Raw genomic sequence first — 25,678 nt, 5'->3', positions numbered from 1 at the left:
TATCTTTATAATGCACTACGGGTAAACTTGTTAAGATTCAATGAACTGAAAATTACTGAATCTTATTACACAAGTTCAAATATTCCTTAATTCATAAATAAACCTTAACAATTCAACGATTTTTATTTTTTTAGTCTTAGTTGGACAGGTTTGGGTTTCAATTTCGTTTCTATATAAAAACTAACCAAGTGTATCAACCAGAGCAAATAGTAGAATTACTAAAAAAAAAAATAAGTGAAACGCTAAATGAACAAGAAAACATTGCGTTACAAAAATGGATAAGTGCTAAGCCAGAAAATCAGAAACTGATGGCACAACTAATGCAACATGATTTATTGTTAGAAGACATTCGTCTTTATTTAGCTCTATGGAATAACTCTGAGGCAAGTGAACGTGAACAACGCATATTTGATTTGGCTATAAAAAAAACTATGGAACCAAAATTGCCAATATATACGAAACTACAAAGATGGTTACCTTATGCTGCTGCATTATTTTTGATATTTACTGCCACCTTATACTTAAATAGAAGGAATCAAAAAGCTACTCCAGACCTAACTATTATAAAAGATGTTCTACCTGGAGGCAACAAGGCTACCTTAATGCTTGCAGATGGCCGTACTATAAATTTAAATTCGAATCAATCTGGCATTATTGTAGGCAATGACATTACTTATCTAGATGGATCTTCAGTTACAAACCACAATTCTTCTACCATCAAAAAAAACATCACATCCGAAACACTCGTACTAAAGACTCCTATGGGTGGCAACTATCATGTAGTATTGCCCGATGGCTCTAAAGTTTGGCTAAATGCCAATAGCACCTTAACCTATCCATCTCATTTTGCCGCAACAAACCGAGTTGTAAAATTAGATGGCGAAGCTTATTTTGAAGTTAAGCGTTTAAACTCTTCCAAAAAAAATATTCCTTTTAAAGTAATAAGCAACGGACAAGCTATAAATGTACTTGGTACCGAATTTAATGTTGCTGCCTATAGCGAAGAACCACAAACAAAAACTACATTAATAAATGGTTCAATAGAGGTTTTAAACTTATCCTCTAACAAAACAAACCGTATTAAACCCGGGCAGCAAGCTATTTTATATGAGCAACAGCTAAAGGTTAAAGAAGTAGATATATCGCAATCTATTGCATGGAAAAACGGACAATTCTCTTTTGATGACAAGTCTTTTGAACAAATTATGCGTGAGATGGCACGTTGGTATAACCTTACGGTACAATACAAAGGAAACATACCTACGGACCAATTTACTGGCAATGCATTTAAAACTGACAAATTAAGTACTGTTTTGCGCTTTTTAGAAAGTAGCAATATACAATATCATATTTCAGCTGGTCTAAATGGATCACATCACCGTCTTATAATTGATAATTCAGCAGAAAGGAGGTCAGATAATTAATTAAGTTTATTATAGACGCTGGGCTTATGCGTCATAAAAATAAGGAAAGTGCACTAACACTCTCCTCAAATGGCTCAGACTAAAAAACCTATTTCATCATCCAAACCTTAAACAAATTTAATGAAAAAGCATTACTTATTTAGAGTATTGAGACTAATTATTATTTTTCTAATGGTGGGCTTTATACATGTAAGTGCCTCCAGTTATTCGCAGACCATAACGCTGCATGTAAAGCAATTACCTTTGGCTACCGTATTGGAGAGTATCCGTAAACAAACGGGTTATGCCGTTTATGCCAATGTGCTTCACCTAAAAGAAACAAAACCAGTTTCTATAACTGCCAAAAATATGCCATTGCAAGATTTTCTAGACAAAATCCTTGTAGATCAACCTTTACAAGCTTCCGTAGAAGATAAAACAATTGTATTATTTAAACGAACGGCAGAAAAGAACACCAATGTAAATATTAACCCTACTAATGCAGAAGCAAAACCAATACAGCAATTACGAGTTAGTGGAAAGGTTGTCTCTGTAGATGACGGCAAAGCCATCTCTGGTGTAAGCGTATCTGTTAAGGGAACTACAAAAGGAGTATCTACAGATAACGAAGGTAATTACAGCCTAAACAATGTTAATAGAGATGACATTCTCTTGTTCTCGTCGGTAGGTTTTAACACATTGGAGCTTGCAGTAAATGGCCGTGTTAAAATTGACATAAAAATGTCTCCGCAACTACAAACACTAGACCAAGTAATGGTAGTAGCCTATGGTACAGCCAAGAAAAGCACCTTTACGGGTTCTGCTTCGGTAATTAATGAAGATGTTTTTAAAAACAAACCAACCACCGAAGTAACCCAAGCATTAACAGGCACCACACCTGGCTTACAAGTGGGCACCTCTAACGGTCAACCAGGGTCAGAACCTACCATACGTATTAGAGGTCTTGGTTCTTTTAACGCAAGTAGCAGTCCATTAATTATTTTAGACGGAATTCCGTATGATAATGCCATCACTAGTATTAATCCAAATGATATTGAAAGCGTTACTGTGTTAAAAGATGCTTCCTCGGCTGCATTATATGGAGCTAGAGGAGCTAATGGTGTATTATTGATTAATACAAAAAAGGGAAAGGCCGGAAAACCTACCATTGTAACCAAATACAATTTTGGTTTAACTTCGAGGCAAAGCGCAGATTATGAACGTTTAAACGATAAAGACTATATGGAACTTTATTGGGAAGCACAACGCAATACTTATGTATTAAACGGAAGTACAGTACAGAATGCCAATGCACAAGCGGGTCCAGCCTTATTAGCAGGTATTAGTTATAACCCTTACCTAATGAGTGCAACAGAGTTGTTTGACAACAACGGGAAACTAAATCCGAATGCTGTAAATCATTGGGCTGATGATACAGATTGGTATGGCGGTATCACCAGAACGGGAAGAAGACACGACACCAACATCTCCATTAGTGGCGGCAATGATAAAACCGATTATTATACCTCTTTAGGATACATGAACGAAGAAGGCTTTATCATAGGTTCAAAATTCGACAGGTTATCGGCCAAAGCCAATGCCAACTCGCAAATAACCAAATGGCTTAAAATGGGAACCAATATCAATGTTGCACATGCTAAATCAAATGGAGAGCAGACTGAAACAAGCGGGTCTATTTCCAATCCATTTAGAGCTACCAGATACATGGGCAATATTTTCCCAATTCATTTACATAATCCAACAACCGGAGAATATATTTTTGATGCCCAAGGCAATAAAATACCTGATTTCGGAAGTGGCTGGACTTCTGCCGATGGCACCATTACCATTCCTGGCCGTGACACTTTTGCAGGCAGCAATCATCCTTTTGAGGTTAATGATACTTACAGAGGGTTATTGAGACAAACGCTTAATTTAAAAGGTTATGCAGATGTTTCTTTGCTAGACGGATTAAAATTCACAGCTAATGGAGGCTTAGGTTCTAACATGTACCGCAGCTGGGCAGGTGGCATGGTTTACCCGCAAAAAGGCAATGCAGGTTCATCGGCACAAAACACATCTAATACTACTACCTGGACATTCCAACAGCTTTTAAATTATAGTAAAGATTTTGGTAAACATCATTTTGATTTACTTGCCGGACATGAAAGTTATCAATTTCAGTATTGGTATTTATCTACTTCAATGAAAACACAAACCATTGTTGGGGATAATTTCGAGTATGCAAACTTCACTGAAGTTAATGCGTTACCAAACTCGTACACTCACAATTATCGTGTAGAAGGTTATTTATCAAGGCTGAACTACGATTTCGGTGAAAAATACTTCGCTTCTGCTTCATACAGAAGAGACGGTTCTTCTCGCTTCAATAAAAATGTACGTTGGGGAAATTTTTGGTCGTTAGGCGCTGGTTGGGCTGTTGATAAAGAGAACTTTATGGACAATGTTAAATTTGTAAACCATTTAAAATTGCGTGCGTCCTATGGTGTAGTAGGTAACGATGACCTTTCTAGCTACTATCCTTGGCGAGCTACCTATACGCCTAATGACAATGGCGAGGCTGGTTATGCACAATCTTCTTTAGGCAATAAAGACCTTACTTGGGAAACCTCTAAAAGTTTTGACATTGCTGCCGAATTTGGCTTATTTGCTAACCGTTTGAATGGATCTGTGGAATATTTTCATCGTGTATCAAGCGACCTGCTTTTTAGCGTGCCGCAGCCAATATCTTCGGGAATTGGAAGCATTGACAAAAACGCTGGGTCAATGTATAATAAAGGTATAGAGTTGAATTTAAACGGCCAAATACTTAAATCAAAAGACTGGAACATCAATATAAATATGAACTCTACTTGGATTAAAAACAAAATTACTTCACTACCAGTAGATCCATATACTTCTTCTATTTACAAAATCGAAAAAGGTCATTCAAGATATGATTTTTGGTTGAGAGACTGGTACGGTGTAAATCCTGACAATGGTTTTAACCTATTTAGGGCAGATCTGGACAAATTTACATTCACACCTAGCGAACTGAAAGAAATTGATGGTGTCAAATATACCGAAAACGTTGAAAAAAGTTTATATGGCTACGCTGGAAGTGCAATGCCTAAATTAACCGGGGGTTTTGGCGCCGATGTTGGGTGGAAAAATTTTAATCTAAGAGTTAATTTCTATTATCAACTTGGCAGTAAGTTTTACGATGCCGGCTACAAATCTTTTATGACAGGTTCGCTTTCTTATGCCAGCCAACACAAAGATATGCTTAAGAGATGGCGCAAACCTGGAGATATTACCGATGTAGCCATTGCAGCTATGACAGTTAGCGGCACCAACTCCGTAAACATAGATGCATCCAACTCTACACGTTGGTTGGTATCATCAAACATGCTAGAACTTACCAACCTAAACTTATCTTACAGTTTACCTAAAAAATTCTTAAAATCTAAAAATATATCCGATGCCTTAATCTATTTTTCTGCAAACAACGCCTGGTTACTCGCTAGCAGAAAAGGAGTTTATCCTAGAAGAAACTTCCAATCTGGATATATCTCAAATGATGATGTATATCCTCCGTCAACTATTGCATCTTTCGGTTTATCCTTAACTTTTTAATCTAATGAGCATGAAGAAGATTTTTTTAATAATATTTGGATTTACTGTAATGACGTTGCTCTCTTGCAGTAAAGATTTTTTGGAAACAGAGTCTACCAGTGCGGTTGATCAATCAACCATGTTTAAAGACACTAAAACAGCCTTAATGGCCATTAACGGTATCCACCGCATTATGTACGAAAAAGGTGATTATGCTCCTAAAATGGGGTATCAGTATTACTTATTATACATGGATTTTTTAGGTGAGGATTTGGTTTACACCAAAAATAATGCACAATTTTTAACAGAAACCAATTGGACAAGGCATAGGCAACCAACTAACCAATATCCTCGCCATATTTATGAGTATATATATAAAATTATAGCCAACGCCAATATGGTTATTGAAAATATTGACCAAGCTGAGGGTACCCAAGAAGAGCGAGACTACATTAAAGGCCAAGCTATATTTTACAGGGCTTTTTCACATTTTTGTGCAGTGCAGTTATATGGAAAACGCTATGACTTTGCTGGTAACAACTCGCAATTAGGAATTGTACTAAGAATGGAATCGTCCACCAATCACAAAGCTAGATCAACGGTAGAGGAAAGTTATTCTGCAATTAACAATGATTTAGATGAAGCTATAAATTTACTTTCGAAAGTTACTTTTCAGCGCTCTACCAAAATGCACATTAATGTACATGTGGCAAGAGCTATTAAAGCTCGTGTATTACTTACCCAAGGCAAATGGTTACAAGCAGCAGAAATGGCAAAATTAGTAGTAGATAATGCTGGTGCCCAAATGGATAAAACTGGTTACGATTATAAACAAGGTCGCGCTTCTAGCGCAACAAACAAAGAATGGATTTGGGCTAAAATAGCACAACCTACGCTTGAAACAGCAACCTTGTTTAACTTTTACAGCTATATATCTAACACCAACATTTCCTATAACAAGAATACCCCAAGAGCTATATATAATTTACTTTATGAGAAAATCTCCAGCACAGATATTAGGAAAAAACTATGGGTAGAAAATGTAGTAGGCTATCCAGGATTGGTATCTCCCCCTGGAGGGAATACATATAAATGGATGAGCCAGAAATTTATTGTAGATTTTCCTGACAACAAATCGGCTTCTTACAATGGTGCCGTTATTACTGCAGATTTAGCTTTTGTACGTCTTCCAGAAATGTACTTAATTATGGCTGAAGGCTATGCCCGTAGCCAACAAGAAGATGTTAAAGCCCGCAACGCCTTATATACAGTTGCTATAGACCGCGACCCAGCTTATGTAATGAGTACCGCAAGTGGGACAGCATTAGCAGAAGAAGTTATGCTGCAAAGACGTATTGAGCTTTGGGGCGAAGGATTTCGTTTCTTAGACCTAAAGCGCTTAAATATGCCTTTAGACCGTGGACCAGCTCCACGAGCAGGTTATAACCAAGGAGGTTCAGCTAATGGCTGGAAAACAAACTCAAACCCTACTAATTTAGATCCTTTGGCATCTAACTTTAATATGTATGAAGAAAAACCAGTAGGAGAAGCGAGCAGGTTAATACCTGCTGGAGCAAAAGAATGGCAATGGGTAATCCCAGACTTAGAAATTCAACGCAACCCTCTTTGCAAACAAAACGAACTATAAAACATTGCATAAAAAAAGCCGTTGTCAATAACTAGACAGCGGCTTTTTAATTTTATTTAGAACTAATATTACCTCGTATAATTTGGTGCTTCTTTGGTAATGGTAATATCGTGTGGATGACTTTCACGCATGCCCGCAGCGGTAATTTGTACAAATTGCGCTTCTTGCAATTTTTCGATACTTGCTGCACCGCAGTAACCCATACTTGCACGCAAACCACCAATATACTGGTACATTACTTCGGCCAAAGTACCTTTGTAAGGTACACGCCCAACAATTCCTTCTGGTACTAATTTTTTAATATCGTCCTCAACATCTTGGAAATAACGGTCTTTAGAGCCTTGTTCCATGGCCTCTATAGAACCCATACCGCGGTACGATTTAAACTTACGTCCCTCGTAAATAATGGTTTCGCCAGGGCTTTCTTCTACACCTGCAAATAACGAACCTGCCATTACGGTGCTAGCTCCTGCTGCAATTGCTTTTGCAATATCGCCAGTATGTTTAATACCTCCATCGGCAATTACAGGCACCCCCGTACCTTTTAAAGCCTTTGCACACTCAAAAACTGCATACAACTGAGGCACGCCTACCCCTGCAATAATTCTTGTAGTACAAATAGAACCTGGGCCAATACCAACTTTTACGGCATCTGCACCAGCTTCGGCCAACATTTTTGCGGCAGCACCTGTGGCAATATTACCCACAATCACCTGCAAATCTGGATATTTGGCCTTCACTTCCTTCAGCTTATCAACCACACCTTTCGAGTGTCCATGAGCAGTATCAATGGTAATTACATCTACACCCGCTTTCACCAAAGCATCAACACGTTGTATGGTATCTGCAGTAACACCAACCGCAGCGCCTACGCGTAGTCTTCCTTTGTCATCTTTACAAGCCAAGGGATAATGTTTTACCTTTAAAATATCGCGAAAAGTAATTAAGCCACTTAAAAAACCATCAGCACTTACTACAGGTAATTTTTCAATTTTATGGTTTTGAAGAATTTCTTCTGCTTGCTTTAAAGTAGTACCCTCTGGCGCAGTAATTAAGTTATCCTTTGTCATTACTTGCGCAATAGGCTTGGCCATATCTTTCTGGAAACGTAAATCTCTATTGGTAATAATGCCTACCAATTTATTGTCGGAAGTAACCACCGGAATGCCGCCAATTTTATGCTCTTTCATTATTTTAAAAGCATCGGCAACAACAGAAGTTTCTAGCAAAGTTACCGGGTCTTGGATCATACCGCTTTCCGAACGCTTCACTTTACGAACCTCTTCGGCTTGTCGCTCAATGCTCATGTTCTTATGCAACATACCAATACCACCATTTTGCGCAATAGCAATAGCTAATTCTGCCTCGGTAACGGTATCCATAGCGGCCGAAACCAGAGGAACATTTAATTTAATTTTTTTGGTTAAAGAAGTGCGGGTATTAACCTCACGAGGTAAAATCTCAGAGTATGCCGGTACTAAAAGTACATCATCATAGGTTAAACCTAAAGCAATAAATTTATGGGGGTCTAGTTGCATAGCAAATAAATTACGAATTATTATTTGCAGGGCAAAAGTACAATATTTTCACTAAAAAAACAACTGCTATTGTTATATTTTGGTAAAGGAATTGTAGTTTTTATCTTTTAGAAATAGTGCCTTTATAGTTTACCTTTCTGCTGTAAACTTTTACCATTTCTAATCTGGTTTAATGCACATCGGTTTTGAAATTACTTCCTGCTTTTTTACAAAAACGACTGAAGCTTTTAGCATCTATCCATGCAATACTGCCATTTTTTTGTTAAATTCGTTTTGGCATACTTTAACACGCTAGTTTTGCCTATAATTTAGTGTTCAACCTTTATTGTAGCACAATAATAAACAAGCGACACTACAATTATGGCGACTTAAAACTTATACATTGGTAGGTTATTTTTTTGAAAGATGAACGAGAACAACTTAAACACCAGCTTCGGAACATTATCTGAAACCATAAATGGACTAATAAAATTAGGCTACACACACGATTTTAACATCAAAGAAGATTGTATTATATGCCATCAAACCAATACGATCTTGTCGCCAAACGATTTTCAAATAGATCACGTCTATCGTTTCGAAGGCGATTCTGATCCTGAATACCAATCGGTACTTTACGCCATATCCTCTACCAAACATAACCTTAAGGGCACCTTGGTAAATGGTTATGGCACCTCTGCCGACGAAGCTTCTTCAAAATTGATAGAAAAACTAAGCACCCATCACCCAGAAAATATCCTAAAAACTAAATCGAACGATGCTACGCCGCAGCGCCCAGATGGCGAGCGTATATTAAACGCATCTTTGGTAGAAATGAACTTGGTTCACTCCATTAACCAATTAAAAAACGAAACAACATGGACCCAAAGCGACCGTAACTCGGTAACCATCTTTAAATCGGACACCATGCGAATTGTGCTTATTGGACTACATGAAAATGCAGCGCTAAAACCACATAAGGCAAATGGGGTAATTAGCGTTCAGGTACTGGCCGGAAAAATAACATTTGCAACAGACCAACAAAGTGTACAGTTAGAAAAAGGGCAAATGATTGCCCTGCAAGAAAACATCGTACATAGTTTAAAAGCCTTAACAGAAAGCTTTTTTCTACTTACTTTGGCAATGAACAACAAATAATTTTAGCTCACAAGCAATGGTGTTTGGTTTATTTTACAACCAACACCTCAGTTTCATTTTGGCAAACCAAGAAAGCAGCAAGATACCAACAAAGGTAAAATTGGATATATCAAAAATCCGAGCGGAAATTTCTCTGTTCCACGATATAACTTTCCTAAACAAACATTACTCACTCGCCATTTTCTTTATTTTAAAAAACACGATCATTTACATTACCTTTGTGGCGCAGCTCAATAATAATTACCATCTTGAAAAAGTTTTTTAAAATATTAGGCATCAGCCTTGCCTCATTACTTGCAATTTTATTTATTATCCCTTTCCTTATCCCCAAAACGATTAATCAGCAGATTACCAAAACGATTAACCAAAACATTAAGGGCGAGGTTAGTTTTAAAGGCACAGGCCTTTCATTTTTTGCACATTTCCCTTCATTAACCTTAAATTTAGATGAGTTTTTACTCAAAGGTTCCGAACCTTTTAAAAACGACACCTTAATCTATGCAAAACAAATGGCTTTGGGCATCAATTTGTTATCGTTGTTTAGCGACCAGATTAAAGTAGATGAATTTTATTTAGATCGTGCAAAAATCAACATCTTATCTAACAAACTAGGGCAGCCAAACTACAACGTTTACGAAAGTAAGGGCAACGATACAAAAAGTACCGACACCAGTAGTACAGCTATTAAAATTGAAGGTATTTACATCAAAAACAGTCATTTGGTTTACAACGACCAATCTATCCCCATGCTAATTGATGCTAAAAGCGTTAACTACACCGGCACCGGCGATTTGAGCCGGGCAATTTTTGACCTAAAGAGCAAACTTTCTATTAAAGATGCCGATATTTATTACGCCGGCACACCTTACCTGCTCCATAAAGAACTGAATGCCAAACTAATTACAAAAATCAACACCAGCTCTTTAGATTTATTGTTTGATGAAAATGACATTAAAATAAACTCGCTGCCTATTCGTTTTGTTGGTCGTTTTTCTTTTTTAAAAGATGGTTACGACATGGATTTTAAGACACAGGCAAAAGAAACCGATTTACAGAATATTTTTACCGCCCTGCCTGCCGAAATTGCCGATAAGCTAGAACGTACAAAGGTTAAAGGTTATGCAGAAATAGAAGCTTCGCTAATTGGAAAGTACATTGCCGAGAGCAATACCATGCCAAGCTTGGCTTTCAACATGAAAATTCGCGATGGTGAAATTAAAAATCCAAATGCCCCACAAGCTATCAAGAACCTTTTCTTAAACTTAAAAACCAAAATTCCGAGCTTAAATCCCGACAGTTTAGATTTGAACATGGACAGTTTGTATTTCAATATTGGAACTGATTTTTTATCTTCCATTACTAAAATTAAAGGTTTAAAAGAACCTCAAATCTACACTAAAACTCGTTCTAACATCGATTTAGAAAAATGGGCTCAGGTAATAAACATGGACAGCCTAAACATTAAAGGCAGGCTAGTAATGAGCGTAAACGCTGATGGAAAATACAGCAAGAAAGTGGTTAAAAGCGGCTTGAGACAAATAGACACGGTAATTGCTACCGTACCCACTTTTGATGCAAAAATTAAACTGACAAACGGTTATTTCAAGTACGCCTCATTACCATCCCCTATCAACAAAATTAACTTCAACTTTGTTGGCAACAACGTTAACGGCGACTATAAAAACACCAAACTAGAAATAAGCAGTATCGATATTAATGCCATGTCTAGTTACATAAAAGGCTATTTAAAACTACAAACCATTAACAACATCACCGTAGATTTAGGCTTAAAAACTGCTATCAATTTTGCCGAAATCAAGAACTTTTACCCTATTAAAGGTTTGGTACTTAACGGAAGCCTAGCCGTGGATGTAAACAGTAAAGGTTCTTACGATAAAGTGAAAAAGCTTTTCCCTGTAACAAATGCCTTAATTAAGTTAGATCGAGGTTATATTAAAACTGCTCATTTTAGCGAAGCCTTAGAGAAAATTGATATTGATGCGGCCATTACCAATACCGATGGTAATTTAAAAGGCACTTTACTAAACATCAAACCTATTTCTTTTGAAATGTCTGGCCAACCTTTCTTGCTAAAAGCGAACGTTAGCAATTTAGAAAACGTATCGTACGATATTGCCTCGAGAGGAACGCTCGACATTGGAAAGCTTTACAAATTATTTGCAGTTCCTGGCTACCAAGTTCATGGCCTAATTTACACCAATCTAAATTTTAAAGGTTTGCAGAGCGATGCTGTGGCTGGCAGATACGGTCGTTTACAAAACAAAGGATTTATGAGTATTAAGGATTTGAATATCCTAACCGATATGTTCCCTAATGCTTTTATCATTAAAAATGGCAAGTTCTCGTTTACTTCTTCGGCTTTAAAATTCGATGAATTTAATGCCTCTTACGGCGGTTCGGATTTTAAATTGAACGGAAACCTAAACAACTATGTAAACTTTGTATTTGATGATAGAGAGAAACTGAATGGAAACTTTGTACTGCACAGCAACAAAATTATAGCTGATGAATTTATGGCTTATGCCGGCGATACCACTGCAACAACCAGTAGTGCAACAGCCAAGGGGGTAATCATTATTCCAACCAATTTAAATGTAACTTTTGCAGCTAATGCCAACAATGTAGCATACAACGGCCTTAACCTTAAAAATGCAAAAGGTAAAATGACCATCAATAATGGCAAGCTTACACTTTCGCAAACGGGTTTTGATTTAATTGGTGCAAAAGTATTGATGGATGCAAACTACCAAAGCACAAGCCCTACCGCTGCAAATTTTGATTTCAAGCTAAATGCCAAAGAATTTGATATTGCCAAAGCCTATAAGGAAATCAAATTATTTAGAGAAATGGCCACTTCTGCCTCTAAAGTAAAAGGAATTGTAGGGCTAGATTACCAATTAACCGGCCGTCTTAACGATGAGATGTTCCCCATATTGCCATCTATAAAAGGCAGTGGCGAACTCACTTTAAAAGACGTAAAATTGGCTGGTTTTAAAATGATGAATGCGGTAAGCAAAGATACCAAGCGAGATAGCTTAACCAATCCGAATTTAAAGGATGTAGTAATTAAAACTTCTATCAAAAACAATATCATGACCATTGAGCGCACCAAAATGAAAATTGCTGGTTTCAGACCACGTTTTGAGGGCGAGATAAGTTTAGATGGCCGTTTGAATTTGAAAGGCCGTTTAGGCTTGCCTCCTTTTGGGTTAATCGGGATTCCGTTAAGTGTTACCGGTACACAGGAAAAACCTGTGGTTAAGCTAAAGCGCAATAAAGAAGGTAAGTTGGAAGAAACTGACGATACAGACGACAGCAAGTAATTTGTTTTGAAACAAATTCACCTAGTTCGTGCTTTCGATGAGGCACGAAGTGAAAGCTAGCTACTGGCTAAACTACATGCTAGATTTCTCTCTGCGTTCGAAATGACGGAAAAGCTAGAAAGGGGCTGATATGAATAGCAGCACCAATCCTGCTTTTCTAAATAGGAGAAAACGTGTTCGAAATCGTAAATCGTAAATCTTAAAACCGTAAATTTATTTACCTTTGCCCTTAATGATTTCTATAAACAACCTTAGTTTTTTAATTGGCTCTAGGGCCCTATACGATGAAGCCGACTGGCATATTAAGCCTGGCGACAGAGCGGGATTGATTGGTGCAAACGGAACCGGAAAGTCAACATTATTAAAACTGATTGTAGGAGAATATGCGCCAACTTCTGGCAGCATTTCTATGGCTAAAGATTTACGCATTGGCTATTTAAACCAAGATTTGCTTTCGTACGATAGCCATAACCCTATTTTACAAGTAGCCATGGAGGCCTTTGACCGTCAGAACAAGCTACATGAAGAAATTGAAGAACTTTTAAAGGTTATTGAAACAGATTACAGCGAAGATGTATTAAATAAACTAGCCCAAAAGCAAGAACAATTTGAAGCTTTGGACGGCTATAATATCGAGTATCGTGCTAACGAAATCTTAGCAGGTTTAGGCTTTAGTTCCGAAGACCAAAAAAGGCCGTTAAACACCTTCTCTGGAGGTTGGCGCATGAGGGTAATGTTGGCTAAAATTCTGTTGCAAGACCCTGATATTTTATTACTGGATGAGCCTACCAACCACATGGATTTACCGTCTATTAAATGGCTAGAAACCTATTTAGCAGGTTTTGAAGGCGCTATTGTAATTGTTTCTCACGACAGGTATTTCTTAGATAAAATTATCAATAGAACAGTTGAAAGCCGGAAAGGAAAATTAACGAGTTATGCAGGAAATTACACCTTCTACCTCGAAGAAAAAGAGTTAAGATCTGAAATACAACGTGGTGAATTTAAAAACCAACAAGCAAAAATTAAGCAAGAAGAACGCTTAATTGAACGTTTTAAGGCTAAGGCAAGTAAAGCAAAAATGGCACAAAGCCGTATGAAAGCTCTAGACAGGATGGAACGTGTTGATGATGTTGACGACGATAATCCAACCGTAAATTTTAGCTTTAAATTCTCGAAACCTTCGGGCCGACATGTAGTGCGCTTGGAAAATATTTCTAAGAGTTATCCTAACATCGAGATTTTAAAAAATGCCGAAGCTGTAATTGAAAAAGGTGATAAAATTGCTTTGATTGGCGCCAACGGCAAAGGTAAATCTACTTTGTTACGTATCATTGCCGGTACCGAAAAATTTGAAGGAACTTGCGAAATTGGCCATAACGTAACTACTACGTTTTTTGCGCAGCACCAATTAGAATCTTTACACCTAGACAATGCTATTTTAGAAGAGCTACAAGCATTTGCACCCAAGCATACCGATACCGAATTGCGTGGTATTTTAGGCTGTTTCTTGTTTACTGGCGATGATGTTTTTAAGAAAATAAAGGTATTGTCTGGGGGCGAAAAATCTAGAGTAGCTTTGGCCAAATCGTTAACTACAGATAGTAATTTCTTAATTCTGGATGAGCCAACCAACCACTTGGATATTCAATCGGTAAATATATTAATACAAGCTTTACAGCAATACGAAGGCACTTTTATTGCTGTTTCTCACGATAGGTATTTCTTAGACAATGTAGCCAACAAAATATGGTTCATAGAAGAAGATAAAATTAAAGAATATCCGGGCACTTACGCCGAATTTGAAGAATGGGATGCCAAAAGGATTAAACCCGTGCCAAAAGCAATCCCGGTAAAACCCGAAGAGAAAAAACCTTCGGTTAAAGAGCCTGCTCCCGCAAACGCTCTTAATGTGCAACAGCAACTAAAAAAGCTGAACGAAAAACTAAAACGTGCAGAAGATGAAATTGCAGTGTTTGAACAAAGCGTAAAAGACTGTGAAGCAACCTTGGCAAAAGAAGAAGTTTATAGCAATCAGCAAAAGCTAGAAGAGGTAAACAAGAAATATTTATCAGAAAAAACGATGCTAGACGCTGCTCAAAACACTTGGGAAGAGCTAGCAGCAGAAATTATGGAATTGGAAGGTTAAATCAACACATACCTTCCAACTCCAACCTTAAATAGCCTTGGCAATAACGCCGTTCTCCTCTATATTTACCCCTTGTGCATTTGGGAGATTTAACCCCCAGATACTCAAGTAATGAAAGTCTAGGAAAATTTAATTTTGGGCCTAAAATCCATCATTGACCCGTAATATTCCGCTTCAATTTTATTTAAAAACTATAAAAATATGTGTATCCCGTAATTGGGGCAAGTGCTGTGGCTAAATGCAAACAGGTTATATTTAATTAATTTTATATATTTAAAGCATGATGAAATACAAGCTACTGAGTTGCCTTTTCTTATTTTTGCTCCTATCTAACGCAAAAGCCCAAAGCCCATACCAAAACAAAGTATTTAAAGAATATATTAAAACGGTTGAGTGCTATAACTCTAGCAAAGAACAATCGCTCCCTGTAATTAACCTAAAAACTGCCGAAACCATCACTTTTGCTTTTGATGATTTAAGCGGTGGCCAAAAAAGCTATAACTATACCATTGAACATTGCACCTGGGACTGGAAACCCTCGCAATTAAATATTTTAGACTATTTAGAAGGCGTACAGCAAGACATCCTTTTCAATTACAAGTACTCTTTTAACACCTTGGTAAAGTTTACAAACTATAGGCTCACTTTTCCGAACGACCAAATGAAGGTTAAAATTGGCGGCAATTACATCTTGAAGATTTACGAGGATAACGACCCAACTAAATTAATAATTACCCAACGTTTTTATGTACTAAACAATACCATTAACATTGGTGCAGAAGTAGTTCCGGCTACCTCAGTTGCAGACCGAAGTTCAAAACAAAAAATCAACTTCAGTCTGTTTCATCAAGCCCCAATTAACAATCCCTTTTTAGAAGTAAAGGCTGTGGTAATGCAAAACAACATTCAGCAAACAGCAATCGTAAATACTAAACCTTCATTTGTAAAACCCGGCACCTTAGTTTATAACGATATTAACACCAATCATTTTTACGGAGGTAACGAGTTTAGAAAATTTGACATCCGTAGTTTTAGGTACAAAGCAGAACACGTAGCCGATATTTATAGAGATAGTACACAAAATGTAATTTTAGCTATCGATTTGCCTAACGGAACAAACAGGTATAGCAACCAGTTTGATGAGAATGGAAATTTCTTTATTAGAAATACCGATGGCAGAGATCATGTAACCGACAGCGATTACGCCTATGTGTTATTTACTCTAGCGGCCCAACCTCCTACACCAAAAGGAAATGTATATGTTTTTGGCAGATTTAACAACTATGCACTAACAGAAGAAAACAAACTTACTTTCGAATCTTCGAGACGTAGATATTACGGCAACATTAAACTTAAACAAGGCATTTACGACTTTAAATACGTTTGGGTAGATGAAAATGGCAAATTTGACGACACGGTTTTCGAAGGTTCTTTTTTTGAAACCGAAAATACTTATCAGGTATTGGCCTACCACCGCAAACCAGGCAGTAGGTACGACGATTTTGTTGGTTTTTCGAACGTTAACAGTGTAAAACGATAAAAAGCGATGAGCGAGAACATAGCAAACCTCAACTTTACAATTGATAAATTTCACAGCACAACTACTGTTTTTATAGCTATTGCCGCAATTGTTTTACATAAAATTAATCTCTGAAAAACGCTTAATTTATTAATTTAGCCGCTATGAGTTTAAACGTTAAAAATCCAGACCACTCGTTTACCATAATGAACGAACTGGTTTTACCCAACGATACCAACACTTTAAACAATTTAATGGGGGGCAGATTATTGCATTGGATGGATATTGCAGCCGCTATATCTGCCCAAAAACATTGCAATAGAATTGTAGTTACCGCTTCGGTAGATAATGTATCTTTTAAGCAACCCATTAAACTGGGCGATGTAATTACCATAGAAGCTAAGGTAACACGCTCTTTTAACACTTCGGTAGAAGTACGCCTAGATGTATGGGCACAAAACATTCCATCTGGCACCCGGGTAAAATCTAACGAAGCTTATTACACTTTTGTAGCATTAAACCAAGACGGCAAAACCATACCCGTACCCGAACTTAAACCCAATACTCCAGAAGAAATTGAACTTTTTAACGGTGCATTAAGGCGCAGGCAATTACGTTTGGTACTGGCCGGAAAAATGCAGCCCGACGATGCCTTTGAACTAAAAGCCCTATTCGCTAAAAACTAATTCGTCCGATTAAAGGTTGCGAAACAAAAAATATAAAATATGACGACCTATACCGTACTTATTATTTTAAGTGCTTTAATTATATTCTCCTACCTGTTCGACTTGGTGGCCAGCAAAACCAAATTACCATCGGTATTATTGTTATTGGTATTAGGTATTGGGCTAAGGCTTTTGGTAGATAAATTTCAGGTACACACCTATAATTTCCTTCAAATATTGCCTACTTTGGGCACCGTTGGTCTTATTTTAATTGTTTTTGAAGGTTCGTTAGAACTAAAATATGCCAAAGACAAAAACAAGGTAATTAAAGGTGCTTTTTTATCGGCCTTTCTTATTCTAATTGCCACCGTAGCTGTTATTACATTTATTATTTATCAAATAACTGGCAAAGAACTGTACCTGTGTTTTGTAAATGCCATACCTTTTAGTGTAATCAGCTCGGCCATTGCCATACCTTCGGTAGCCAACCTCAATAAAAAAAGTAAGGAATTTATTATTTACGAAAGTTCCTTTTCCGATATTTTAGGCATTATTTTACTAAATTTTGCCATATCAAACCAACACATTACCATTGGTTCTTTTGGCCAATTGGCTATTAATACCATATTCATTTTATTACTATCTGTAGTAGCCTGCATTACGCTGCTTTATTTAATGGGCCGATTAAAACATCATATCAAATTCTTCTTAATCATCTCCATTTTAATTATGGTGTATGCCGTAGGGCAATCTTTTCATTTATCTGCCTTAGTATTAATCTTGTCGTTTGGCCTATTTTTAAATAATGCCGACACCATTAAGCATGCTTGGTTTAGATCTGTTTTTATCTACAAAAACCTATCTAATGATCTCATACAGCTACATCAGCTGTCTGCCGAAACCGCTTTTATTCTCAGAACATTTTTCTTTGTGATATTTGGTTTTACCATTAATATTTATCAATTAAATGATTTTAACACGATAGCCAACGGATTGATTATACTGGGTGGTATTTATGTAATTAGGTTTGCTTACTTGTATTTTTTCCAGAGAGAGCACGTTTTACCAGAGGGATTTGTTATCCCTAGAGGGCTAATTAGTATTTTACTATATTACAGCTTACCCCAACAACTTAAGCTTCCCGAAATAGGAACACCGTATTTGTTCATGGTAGTACTGGGCTCTAGTTTAATTATGAGCATAGGCCTAATGTCTAGCAGAAAAAAGGGATTGGCAGAGCCACAAGAATCGCATTTGTAACTCTTGTTTTTTTGATTTTTATAGCCTAAAGTAACCTAAGCGTGCCCGATCAATAGAGTGCTAAAAACACCTGTATATCAATTATTTATGTTTTATTGATAATACACTACGGGTGCTTTAATTAATATTTTAATGCTAATGGCGCTAAAAGTAATTAGCTTCCCATTTCTAAAATTTTATCGAACTCCGTAGCTTTTAAAGGCATTACCGATAAGCGCCCTTGCCGCACCAAAGAAATATCTTTCAAACTTTCTTCGGCCTTAATTTGCACTAAGGTTACCGGGTTTTTTAAGGCTTCTACTGGTGCTAGATCTACCACCACCCAATTAGGGTCTGCCGTAGTGGGATCTTGATAAAACTCTTTTACCACTTTGGCTACACCAATCACATGCTTACCCTCATTACTATGATAAAACAACACTAAATCGCCTTCTTTCATGGCTTTAAGATTGTTGCGTGCTTGGTAATTGCGCACACCATCCCAAAAGGTACGACCATCTTTATTAAATTGTTCCCAACTATATTTAAAAGGCTCTGATTTGACTAACCAATGGTTCATAATTTTTATGTATTTAAAAACATCAAAACTAATAAAAGAAAGCGAATAGAAAAAAACAACAGCATGTGTAATGGTAAGCTAAAATAATACAAATACACTACCAAACAAGCCATCTTAGGCAGTCCTACCTTGTTAGCGAATAATTATCATAAAGCCACCATAAATAGTAATTCTACAATAGCTGGTAAAAAGTTACCTTTGCGCAGCAGAAATTTAGCGTTTAATGAAAATTAAGAATATCCCCCCTATTCCGGCAGTATTACTAGCCATTGTAAGTGTACAAGGAGGGGCCGCCATTGCCAAAGGAATTTTTCCGATAATGGGGCCGGCGGGAACCGTAGCGCTACGCATAGGATTATCGGCGATTATGCTGTTAGCTATACACAAACCCAATTTTTCCAAAATAACTACCAAGCAATGGAAGCTCGTTGCATGCTACGGGCTTGTTTTGGGAGCTATGAATACTGCTTTTTATCTATCGTTATCAAAAATTCCGCTGGGTTTGGCCGTTACCTTAGAGTTTATTGGCCCTTTGGTGCTTGCCATATCAACCTCCAGAAAAGGCTTAGATTTATTATGGGCACTTTTGGCAGCACTGGGCATTGCTTTTATTGCACCATGGTCTGGCAACAATAACAATATCGATTTAATTGGAGCGGCATTGGCATTATTGGCTGGTGCATTTTGGACAGCATATATTGTTATAGGCGGCAAACTATCGCAAGTAATGGATGGCGGGAAAGCCGTTAGCATAGGCTTGCTAGTGGCTAGTATTGTAGCTATCCCGGCAGGAATAATAGAAGGCAATTTATTACAGTTAAACTTTACCACGCTTTTAATGGGGCTGGGCATAGCCCTGCTTTCTAGTGCCATTCCCTATACCTTAGAGATGAATGCCTTAAAACACATTCCAGCAAAAACGTTTAGTATTTTAATGAGCTTAGAACCGGCAGTAGCCGCATTTTGTGGTCTATTATTTTTACATGAACAGTTATCTGTTTACGAATGGGCCGCTATTGCATTGGTGGTAATGGCCAGTACGGGCGCTACATTAAGCAAAACAAAATAAATTTCGCTCTTAAATTAGCTAACCCCAACATTAACAATAAACTAAGTAAAAATAAATTACATTTTATTGCAACAAGTTTTTTACCTTTATAAAAATAAACCAATTACACTCTTTTAAAAATCAAAAAATGAAAACAAAATTATTTGCTCTATTAATTATTGGCTCGGCAGTTGTAGCATCTTCTTGTAACAAGATTAAAGAAGCTACGAACAAAGATATTACTTTTACAAGTGCTGATGTGACACTTACAGTTAATGCACCACTAGCAGAATCAACAATTGCTTCAGACATAGCTGTTAATAACGTTGAAGGAAACCTTGATGCCTTAATAAAAAGCAACACCAAAGGAGCATTCGGCATAAAAAATGTTAAATCTTTAAAAGTTAAAACTTTAACAGCTGAAATTATACAGGGACAAAATGCTTCTAACAGCTTTGATAATTTAGAAAGTCTTTCAGTAGTTATTAGTGCAGCAGGAAAGGCAGATTTTAAAGTTGCAAAATCTAGTGCAACAAGCAATACAGCTACCAAAATCAGCTTTGATGTATCTAGTTCTACAGATTTAAGAGATTTAATTTCTGCTAGTACAATTACTTACAAATTAAATTCAAAAGTAAAACCAGCTTTATCACAAACACTAAAAATCAAATTAGTTACAACTTACGATGCTGTTGTAGGTCTTTAATAAACTAAACCATACTATTAAAGTAGGTCAATGTAAAAAACATTGGCCTATTTTTTTACACGAGATTTTCAAAAGCTAGTTCAATAAAAAAGGAGATACATTTTGCATCTCCTTTTCTTTATAGCAGCATTCTATTTGAATACCGCATTTTAACTTTTACTTATCCTTCTTGGTGCAACCAAGCTTTCTTGGCTAACAATTCTTCTTCCGTTTCGCGAACATCCTCGTCGTCAATACAACAATCTACCGGGCAAACCGCAGCGCACTGAGGTTCGTCATGAAAACCTTTACACTCTGTACATTTATCCGAAACGATATAATATACCTCATCAGAAATTGCATCTTGAGCAGCGCCCGCATCTATTTCGTTACCTCCAAAATCGATAATACCGTTTAAAGCCGTACCGTCAGAAAATCTCCAAGCTGTACCAGCATCGTAAATTGCATTATTAGGGCATTCTGGCTCACATGCCCCACAGTTTATACATTCGTCTGTTATTTTAATTGCCATCTTTTCGTCTAAATCTAATTGCTAAGTTTACCTTTGCGTCGCAAATATAATACATAATCCATTTATAATAGTTCTAAATATGTCTTCATTTCGTAAAGAACAGCTAATTTCTGCCTTTAAACAGTTGGGTAAATACCTAAGTGAGCCAGATGAGGCTTTCCAATCGGTAATTTATTCGGCAGAAAATGCAAACGCCTGGTTTACAAAAGCAGAAGTAACAAAATCGGTAAAGGCATTGGCAGAAATGCTAAATGAAGGCGATTTATCACAATGGTTTGAAGACATTGAAGTTGCTCAAAATCCTAAAACTATAGGTTTAATATTAGCCGGGAACATTCCTTTAGTGGGCTTTCACGATGTAATGTGCGTTTTAGCAACTGGAAATATTGCACTGATCAAACTATCTTCGTCCGATAATAAACTCCTGCCCTTTTTGCTCAATAAACTTTGTGAGATTTTACCTGAACTAAAAGAACACATTATTTACGCGGAGCAATTAAAAGGCTTCGATGCGGTAATTGCCACTGGCAGCAATAATACCTCAAGATATTTCGAATATTATTTTGGAAAAGTGCCCAATATCATCCGTAAAAATAGAAACAGCATAGCCATATTAACAGGCGAAGAAAGCAAGGAAGATGTTGCACAATTAGGTCACGATATTTTCGATTATTTCGGTATGGGCTGCCGTAGTATTTCAAAAATATTCATCCCTAAAAACTACGAAATCAAGAACTTTTTTGAACCCTTAGAGCAATTTCAAGACATCATTAACCATTTTAAATACAACAACAACTACGATTACAACAAATCTATTTACCTCGTAAATCAGCAAAAGCATTACGACAATGGCTTTTTATTGCTCAAGGAAGATGAAGGCCTGTCATCGCCTTTGGCTGTATTGTATTACGAAACTTATGAAAATGTTGATGAAGCAATTAAAAAACTAAAACAACAAGCAGAACAAATCCAATGCATAGTTGGCAATATTCGAGAGAGGAAGTTATCAATACTACCGTTTGGGCAAAGCCAGCACCCTAAACTTTGGGATTATGCAGACAATGTGAATACCATTGAGTTTTTGAAAAAATTGAATTAGGAGAACCTTTTCAGTTGATAAATTGTTTTAAAGTTGAAATATAGCAAGCTTAAAAAATTTCCACTAATTTGTATGTCCAATTTTTAATGGACTTCGGACTTCGGACTTCGGACTTCGGACTTCGGACTTCGGACTTTTTACTTTTTACTTTTTACTTTTCAGTTCTTAATCTTACTTTTGAAAGAATGTATATCATCAAAGTTAAAGGCATTGCCAAAATACCCGACTATGTACAGCTGAGGGACGAAAAGTTTACTTTGCTGGCGTATTTTAGGGTAGATAGACCTGATAAATCTTTAGAGAAATTGGGTTTCGGAGATAAACAGGAAAAAATAATGAACATTATTAACGAGTTGCCTTTTGGACAGGTAACTAAACTAGATATTTAACATGGCAGCGTACAAAGAGAACGTAATTACCTTAAACAATGTTGACGTTTTTCAACAGAAACACCTAGTACTATCTAATGTAAAACTCGATATCGCTAAAGGAGAGTTCGTATTTTTAATTGGTGCAACTGGCTCAGGCAAAAGCAGTTTGTTAAAAATTATTTATGGCGATTTACACATTGGTAATGGCGAAGGAAGTGTAGCTAACTTCGATCTAAAAAAGCTGAGTGATAAGGAAGTACCATATCTTAGAAGAAAGCTAGGAATTGTTTTCCAAGACTTTCAGTTATTGAGCGATAGAACCATTGAACAAAACTTAGAATTCGTTTTAAAAGCTACCGGCTGGAAAGACAAGAACCTAATTACCGAACGTATTAAAGATGTTTTAGAAAAAGTTGGCTTACGCTCTAAAATCAAAAAAATGCCACATGAAATGTCTGGTGGCGAGCAGCAACGTATTGTAATTGCCAGAGCTTTACTAAACAATCCGGAGATTATTTTAGCAGATGAACCTACAGGTAACTTAGACCCAGAAACATCGGAAGAAATTGTGCTATTATTGAAGCAAATTAGCCAAAGTGGTACGGCTGTTTTAATGGCCACCCACGATTATCATATCATCCGCACCTTCCCTTCCCGTATCATTAAATGCGAAAATGGATTGATACACGAGGATGTACAAATTGCGTAATTAAATTAAAAGCATACTATTTCTGACAAAATTTTAATTTTCAGCCATTCTGTTAGTAGAACTTCATATAAAACTGACAGCATGGCTGTTTTATTTGCATTGGCAAAGCTTTTGTTAAAAACCCAAAAACACGAGTACACATGTTTAATAAGAAGAAGAAAGAAGAACCAGTGGTAGAAAATAACAATACCGAAGAGGTGGAAAACATAGAGAATACAGCCGAGCAAGTTAATAATAGCGAAACTGCTAGCGAGCCTGTAGTAGAGTTATCGGCAGAAGAAAAATTACAACAACAAGTAGCCGAATTGAACGATAAATATTTACGTTTATTTGCCGAGTTCGATAACTTTAAACGTCGTACGCAAAAAGAACGTATAGAATTATTACAAACTGCCGGCAAAGATATTGTTGTTTCTCTTTTACCTGTTTTAGACGATTTTGAACGTGCCATTAAAGCTACAGAAACCTCAACAGAAGTAGCACCCGTTCGCGAAGGTATTGAGTTGGTACAAACCAAATTAAAAAGCATATTAAGCCAAAAAGGGTTAAAAGAAATCGATAGTATCAACACTACTTTTGATACAGATTTGCACGAAGCAATTACCCAAATCCCCTCACCTACCGACGAACAAAAAGGAAAAGTAATTGACGAACTAGAAAAAGGCTATACGCTTAACGATAAAGTAATTCGTTTTGCAAAAGTGGTAGTTGGAGCATAAAATTTGATGATTAGTGAATTAGCTAATTAGCTAATTCACTAATCATCGCATTAATATAAAATGAGCAAAAGAGATTATTACGACGTACTTGGAGTTGCCAAAAGTGCATCGGCAGAAGAAATTAAAAAAGCTTACCGTAAGCTGGCAATTAAGTTTCACCCAGATAAAAATCCGGATGACAAATCTGCTGAAGATAAGTTTAAAGAAGCTGCCGAAGCTTACGAAGTATTAAGCAGCCCAGAGAAAAAGCAACGTTACGACCAATTTGGACACGCCGGAGTTGGCGGTGCAGCTGGAGGTGGCTATGGCGGGGGCGGCATGAACATGGAAGATATCTTCAGCCAATTTGGTGATATTTTCGGTGGCGGTGGTGGTAGCCCATTCGATAGCTTCTTTGGTGGCGGAGGCCAATCGAGAGGCGGCCGTAGAGTAGCCAAAGGCACTAACCTACGTATTAAAGTAAAGCTAACGCTTGAAGAAATTGCCAATGGTGCCGAGAAGAAAATAAAAGTTAACAAACAAGTGAGCTGCAAAACCTGCGATGGTACAGGAGCAAAAGATAAAGGTTCTGTAAGCACTTGTAAAACCTGCGGTGGTAGCGGTTCGGTACGCCGAGTTACCAATACCATTTTAGGACAAATGCAAACCACAGCAACCTGTCCTACTTGTCATGGCAGCGGGCAGCAAATTACCGCTAAATGTAATTCTTGCCATGGCGATGGCACTGTTCGTGGCGAAGAAACCATCACCATCAATATCCCTGCTGGCGTAAGCGAGGGCATGCAACTGAGCATGGCCGGAAAAGGCAACGCCGCACCAAACGGTGGCATTGCTGGCGATTTAATTATCTTAATTGAAGAAACTCCGCACGAAACCTTAAAAAGAGAAGGCAACAACGTAGTTTACGATTTACACGTAAGTATTCCCGATGCTGCTTTAGGTGCAAGTGTAGAAGTACCAACTATTGATGGTAAGGCCAAAATTAAAATAGAACCTGGCACACAGAGTGGGAAACTGCTTCGTTTAAAAGGAAAAGGTATTCCAGAGGTAAATTCTTATCACCGTGGCGACCAAATTATACATGTAAACATCTGGACTCCGAAAGCGTTAAACAGCGAAGAAAGAGCTCTACTTGAAAAATTAAGAGAATCTGCAAACTTTAAGCCACAACCTGGCAAATATGACAAGAGTTTCTTCGATAAAATGAAAGAATATTTCGAATAATAAATTAAGAGACCGTATAAAAAAAGCCCCAAAAAGACAAAAGTTTTGGGGCTTTTTTATGCTGTTCAAAAAGGTAATCCCTAGCTAAGCAGTTAAAAAACTAAGGCAAGTTAATGTAAAAAATATTAGAAACATACCTATTTACTTCGCCTGTTTCGGCCATTTCTTCTTGGCTGTTAGTCAATAATTTACAAGTTTTATGATCTGTACTTTTCTCCAAAGAGAGTTTCAATAAATGGCTATCGCCCAACTTAAGGAAAAAATCTTTTTGTCCACTAGCAAATTCTTTTAGCAACTCAACCGAATGTAATTGGTAATAATTAAATCTCTGGTTACCGTAAGAGAAAATAGGACGAACATAAAAGATGAAATATATTTTATTAATTAACGTGAGTTTTGGGTGTTATGCTTTGATAATCAGTGCGCAACGCCAACGCACAGTCTTTCCTGCCCT

20 protein-coding genes are annotated in these 25,678 nt (G+C 37.1%); 16 read left to right on the top strand and 4 right to left on the bottom strand.

Annotated features, from left to right (window positions below):
* The first annotated feature begins 188 nt into the window (after nucleotides 1-188).
* The 3 genes from B3I52_RS11255 (at nucleotide 189) to B3I52_RS11245 (ending at nucleotide 6,666) form a co-directional block, all read left to right on the top strand.
* On the top strand, nucleotides 189-1,424 hold the full coding sequence (locus B3I52_RS11255) for a FecR family protein (RefSeq protein ID WP_293301302.1): 1,236 nt from the start codon (nucleotides 189-191) through the stop codon (nucleotides 1,422-1,424).
* A gap of 120 nt (nucleotides 1,425-1,544) precedes the next feature.
* A complete protein-coding gene (locus B3I52_RS11250) occupies nucleotides 1,545-5,039 on the top strand; it encodes a TonB-dependent receptor (protein ID WP_293301301.1) in 3,495 nt (1,164 codons plus the stop codon).
* A 10-nt stretch (nucleotides 5,040-5,049) separates the two neighbouring features.
* The gene (locus B3I52_RS11245; RefSeq protein ID WP_293301300.1) at nucleotides 5,050-6,666 is read left to right on the top strand and encodes a RagB/SusD family nutrient uptake outer membrane protein; all 1,617 of its coding nucleotides are present in this window, start codon (nucleotides 5,050-5,052) and stop codon (nucleotides 6,664-6,666) included.
* Between the two features lie 68 nt (nucleotides 6,667-6,734).
* Here the strand turns inward: B3I52_RS11245 and guaB are convergent, their stop codons facing one another.
* Complete coding sequence (guaB, locus tag B3I52_RS11240) at nucleotides 6,735-8,204, bottom strand: IMP dehydrogenase (RefSeq protein ID WP_293301299.1); 1,470 nt, start codon at nucleotides 8,202-8,204, stop codon at nucleotides 6,735-6,737.
* Nucleotides 8,205-8,609: 405 nt separating this feature from the next.
* Between guaB and B3I52_RS11235 the strand changes: the two genes are divergently transcribed.
* From B3I52_RS11235 to B3I52_RS11210, 6 genes are all read left to right on the top strand, one after another.
* Complete coding sequence (locus B3I52_RS11235; protein WP_293301297.1) at nucleotides 8,610-9,341, top strand: cupin domain-containing protein; 732 nt, start codon at nucleotides 8,610-8,612, stop codon at nucleotides 9,339-9,341.
* Nucleotides 9,342-9,589: 248 nt separating this feature from the next.
* Nucleotides 9,590-12,685 (top strand): AsmA family protein, encoded by a 3,096-nt coding sequence (locus B3I52_RS11230; RefSeq protein WP_293301295.1) that lies wholly within the window; start codon nucleotides 9,590-9,592, stop codon nucleotides 12,683-12,685.
* A gap of 232 nt (nucleotides 12,686-12,917) precedes the next feature.
* The gene (locus B3I52_RS11225; RefSeq protein WP_293301293.1) at nucleotides 12,918-14,834 is read left to right on the top strand and encodes an ABC-F family ATP-binding cassette domain-containing protein; all 1,917 of its coding nucleotides are present in this window, start codon (nucleotides 12,918-12,920) and stop codon (nucleotides 14,832-14,834) included.
* 280 nt (nucleotides 14,835-15,114) lie between these two features.
* Nucleotides 15,115-16,374, top strand: a complete 1,260-nt coding sequence (locus B3I52_RS11220) for a DUF5103 domain-containing protein (protein WP_293301292.1) — start codon at nucleotides 15,115-15,117, stop codon at nucleotides 16,372-16,374.
* A 143-nt stretch (nucleotides 16,375-16,517) separates the two neighbouring features.
* A complete protein-coding gene (locus B3I52_RS11215) occupies nucleotides 16,518-17,039 on the top strand; it encodes an acyl-CoA thioesterase (protein ID WP_293301290.1) in 522 nt (173 codons plus the stop codon).
* Nucleotides 17,040-17,078: 39 nt separating this feature from the next.
* The gene (locus tag B3I52_RS11210; protein WP_293301289.1) at nucleotides 17,079-18,278 is read left to right on the top strand and encodes a cation:proton antiporter; all 1,200 of its coding nucleotides are present in this window, start codon (nucleotides 17,079-17,081) and stop codon (nucleotides 18,276-18,278) included.
* 154 nt (nucleotides 18,279-18,432) lie between these two features.
* On the opposite strand, the gene B3I52_RS11205 is transcribed toward B3I52_RS11210, so the two are convergent.
* Entirely contained in the window at nucleotides 18,433-18,837 is a 405-nt protein-coding gene (locus B3I52_RS11205; RefSeq protein ID WP_293301288.1) for an EVE domain-containing protein, read from the bottom strand.
* A gap of 223 nt (nucleotides 18,838-19,060) precedes the next feature.
* Between B3I52_RS11205 and B3I52_RS11200 the strand changes: the two genes are divergently transcribed.
* Nucleotides 19,061-19,906 (top strand): EamA family transporter, encoded by an 846-nt coding sequence (locus tag B3I52_RS11200; protein WP_293301286.1) that lies wholly within the window; start codon nucleotides 19,061-19,063, stop codon nucleotides 19,904-19,906.
* A 127-nt stretch (nucleotides 19,907-20,033) separates the two neighbouring features.
* Nucleotides 20,034-20,591, top strand: coding sequence for a hypothetical protein (locus B3I52_RS11195; RefSeq protein ID WP_293301284.1), 558 nt, complete (start codon nucleotides 20,034-20,036; stop codon nucleotides 20,589-20,591).
* A gap of 160 nt (nucleotides 20,592-20,751) precedes the next feature.
* Here the strand turns inward: B3I52_RS11195 and B3I52_RS11190 are convergent, their stop codons facing one another.
* Nucleotides 20,752-21,102: a 4Fe-4S dicluster domain-containing protein gene (locus tag B3I52_RS11190; RefSeq protein ID WP_293301283.1), complete on the bottom strand. Its 351-nt coding sequence runs from the start codon at nucleotides 21,100-21,102 to the stop codon at nucleotides 20,752-20,754.
* Between the two features lie 79 nt (nucleotides 21,103-21,181).
* Here B3I52_RS11190 and B3I52_RS11185 point away from each other — a divergent pair, with 79 nt between their 5' ends.
* The 5 genes from B3I52_RS11185 to dnaJ all read left to right on the top strand — a co-directional run bounded on the left by B3I52_RS11185 (nucleotide 21,182) and on the right by dnaJ (nucleotide 25,224).
* Nucleotides 21,182-22,201 (top strand): acyl-CoA reductase, encoded by a 1,020-nt coding sequence (locus B3I52_RS11185; RefSeq protein ID WP_293301282.1) that lies wholly within the window; start codon nucleotides 21,182-21,184, stop codon nucleotides 22,199-22,201.
* Nucleotides 22,202-22,386: 185 nt separating this feature from the next.
* Complete coding sequence (locus B3I52_RS11180) at nucleotides 22,387-22,590, top strand: fructose-6-phosphate aldolase (protein WP_113645510.1); 204 nt, start codon at nucleotides 22,387-22,389, stop codon at nucleotides 22,588-22,590.
* 1 nt (nucleotide 22,591) lies between these two features.
* Nucleotides 22,592-23,281 (top strand): cell division ATP-binding protein FtsE, encoded by a 690-nt coding sequence (locus B3I52_RS11175; protein WP_293301280.1) that lies wholly within the window; start codon nucleotides 22,592-22,594, stop codon nucleotides 23,279-23,281.
* A 140-nt stretch (nucleotides 23,282-23,421) separates the two neighbouring features.
* Nucleotides 23,422-24,000 carry a nucleotide exchange factor GrpE gene (locus B3I52_RS11170; protein ID WP_293301279.1) on the top strand — a complete coding sequence of 193 codons (579 nt, stop codon included), beginning with the start codon at nucleotides 23,422-23,424 and terminating at the stop codon, nucleotides 23,998-24,000.
* 60 nt (nucleotides 24,001-24,060) lie between these two features.
* Nucleotides 24,061-25,224, top strand: coding sequence for a molecular chaperone DnaJ (gene dnaJ, locus B3I52_RS11165; protein WP_293301277.1), 1,164 nt, complete (start codon nucleotides 24,061-24,063; stop codon nucleotides 25,222-25,224).
* A gap of 100 nt (nucleotides 25,225-25,324) precedes the next feature.
* On the opposite strand, the gene B3I52_RS11160 is transcribed toward dnaJ, so the two are convergent.
* The gene (locus tag B3I52_RS11160) at nucleotides 25,325-25,519 is read right to left on the bottom strand and encodes a hypothetical protein (RefSeq protein WP_293301275.1); all 195 of its coding nucleotides are present in this window, start codon (nucleotides 25,517-25,519) and stop codon (nucleotides 25,325-25,327) included.
* Nucleotides 25,520-25,678 lie beyond the last annotated feature (159 nt).

It is taken from the genome of Pedobacter sp. UBA4863, assembly GCF_002399615.1.
In the GTDB taxonomy this organism is placed as follows: domain Bacteria; phylum Bacteroidota; class Bacteroidia; order Sphingobacteriales; family Sphingobacteriaceae; genus Pedobacter.
The sequence above is the reverse complement of the archived record's forward strand: the minus strand, read 5'-3'. Positions and strand labels throughout refer to the sequence as shown.

What these genes read in the sequence shown, in the direction of transcription:
- B3I52_RS11250 (WP_293301301.1), top strand. Translation starts at nt 1,545, where the DNA reads ATGAAAAAGCATTACTTATTTAGAGTATTGAGACTAATTATTATTTTT.
- B3I52_RS11245 (WP_293301300.1), top strand. Translation starts at nt 5,050, where the DNA reads ATGAAGAAGATTTTTTTAATAATATTTGGATTTACTGTAATGACGTTG.
- guaB (WP_293301299.1), bottom strand. Translation starts at nt 8,204, where the DNA reads ATGCAACTAGACCCCCATAAATTTATTGCTTTAGGTTTAACCTATGAT.
- B3I52_RS11235 (WP_293301297.1), top strand. Translation starts at nt 8,610, where the DNA reads ATGAACGAGAACAACTTAAACACCAGCTTCGGAACATTATCTGAAACC.
- B3I52_RS11225 (WP_293301293.1), top strand. Translation starts at nt 12,918, where the DNA reads ATGATTTCTATAAACAACCTTAGTTTTTTAATTGGCTCTAGGGCCCTA.
- B3I52_RS11220 (WP_293301292.1), top strand. Translation starts at nt 15,115, where the DNA reads ATGATGAAATACAAGCTACTGAGTTGCCTTTTCTTATTTTTGCTCCTA.
- B3I52_RS11215 (WP_293301290.1), top strand. Translation starts at nt 16,518, where the DNA reads ATGAGTTTAAACGTTAAAAATCCAGACCACTCGTTTACCATAATGAAC.
- B3I52_RS11210 (WP_293301289.1), top strand. Translation starts at nt 17,079, where the DNA reads ATGACGACCTATACCGTACTTATTATTTTAAGTGCTTTAATTATATTC.
- B3I52_RS11205 (WP_293301288.1), bottom strand. Translation starts at nt 18,837, where the DNA reads ATGAACCATTGGTTAGTCAAATCAGAGCCTTTTAAATATAGTTGGGAA.
- B3I52_RS11200 (WP_293301286.1), top strand. Translation starts at nt 19,061, where the DNA reads ATGAAAATTAAGAATATCCCCCCTATTCCGGCAGTATTACTAGCCATT.
- B3I52_RS11195 (WP_293301284.1), top strand. Translation starts at nt 20,034, where the DNA reads ATGAAAACAAAATTATTTGCTCTATTAATTATTGGCTCGGCAGTTGTA.
- B3I52_RS11190 (WP_293301283.1), bottom strand. Translation starts at nt 21,102, where the DNA reads ATGGCAATTAAAATAACAGACGAATGTATAAACTGTGGGGCATGTGAG.
- B3I52_RS11185 (WP_293301282.1), top strand. Translation starts at nt 21,182, where the DNA reads ATGTCTTCATTTCGTAAAGAACAGCTAATTTCTGCCTTTAAACAGTTG.
- B3I52_RS11180 (WP_113645510.1), top strand. Translation starts at nt 22,387, where the DNA reads ATGTATATCATCAAAGTTAAAGGCATTGCCAAAATACCCGACTATGTA.
- B3I52_RS11175 (WP_293301280.1), top strand. Translation starts at nt 22,592, where the DNA reads ATGGCAGCGTACAAAGAGAACGTAATTACCTTAAACAATGTTGACGTT.
- B3I52_RS11170 (WP_293301279.1), top strand. Translation starts at nt 23,422, where the DNA reads ATGTTTAATAAGAAGAAGAAAGAAGAACCAGTGGTAGAAAATAACAAT.
- dnaJ (WP_293301277.1), top strand. Translation starts at nt 24,061, where the DNA reads ATGAGCAAAAGAGATTATTACGACGTACTTGGAGTTGCCAAAAGTGCA.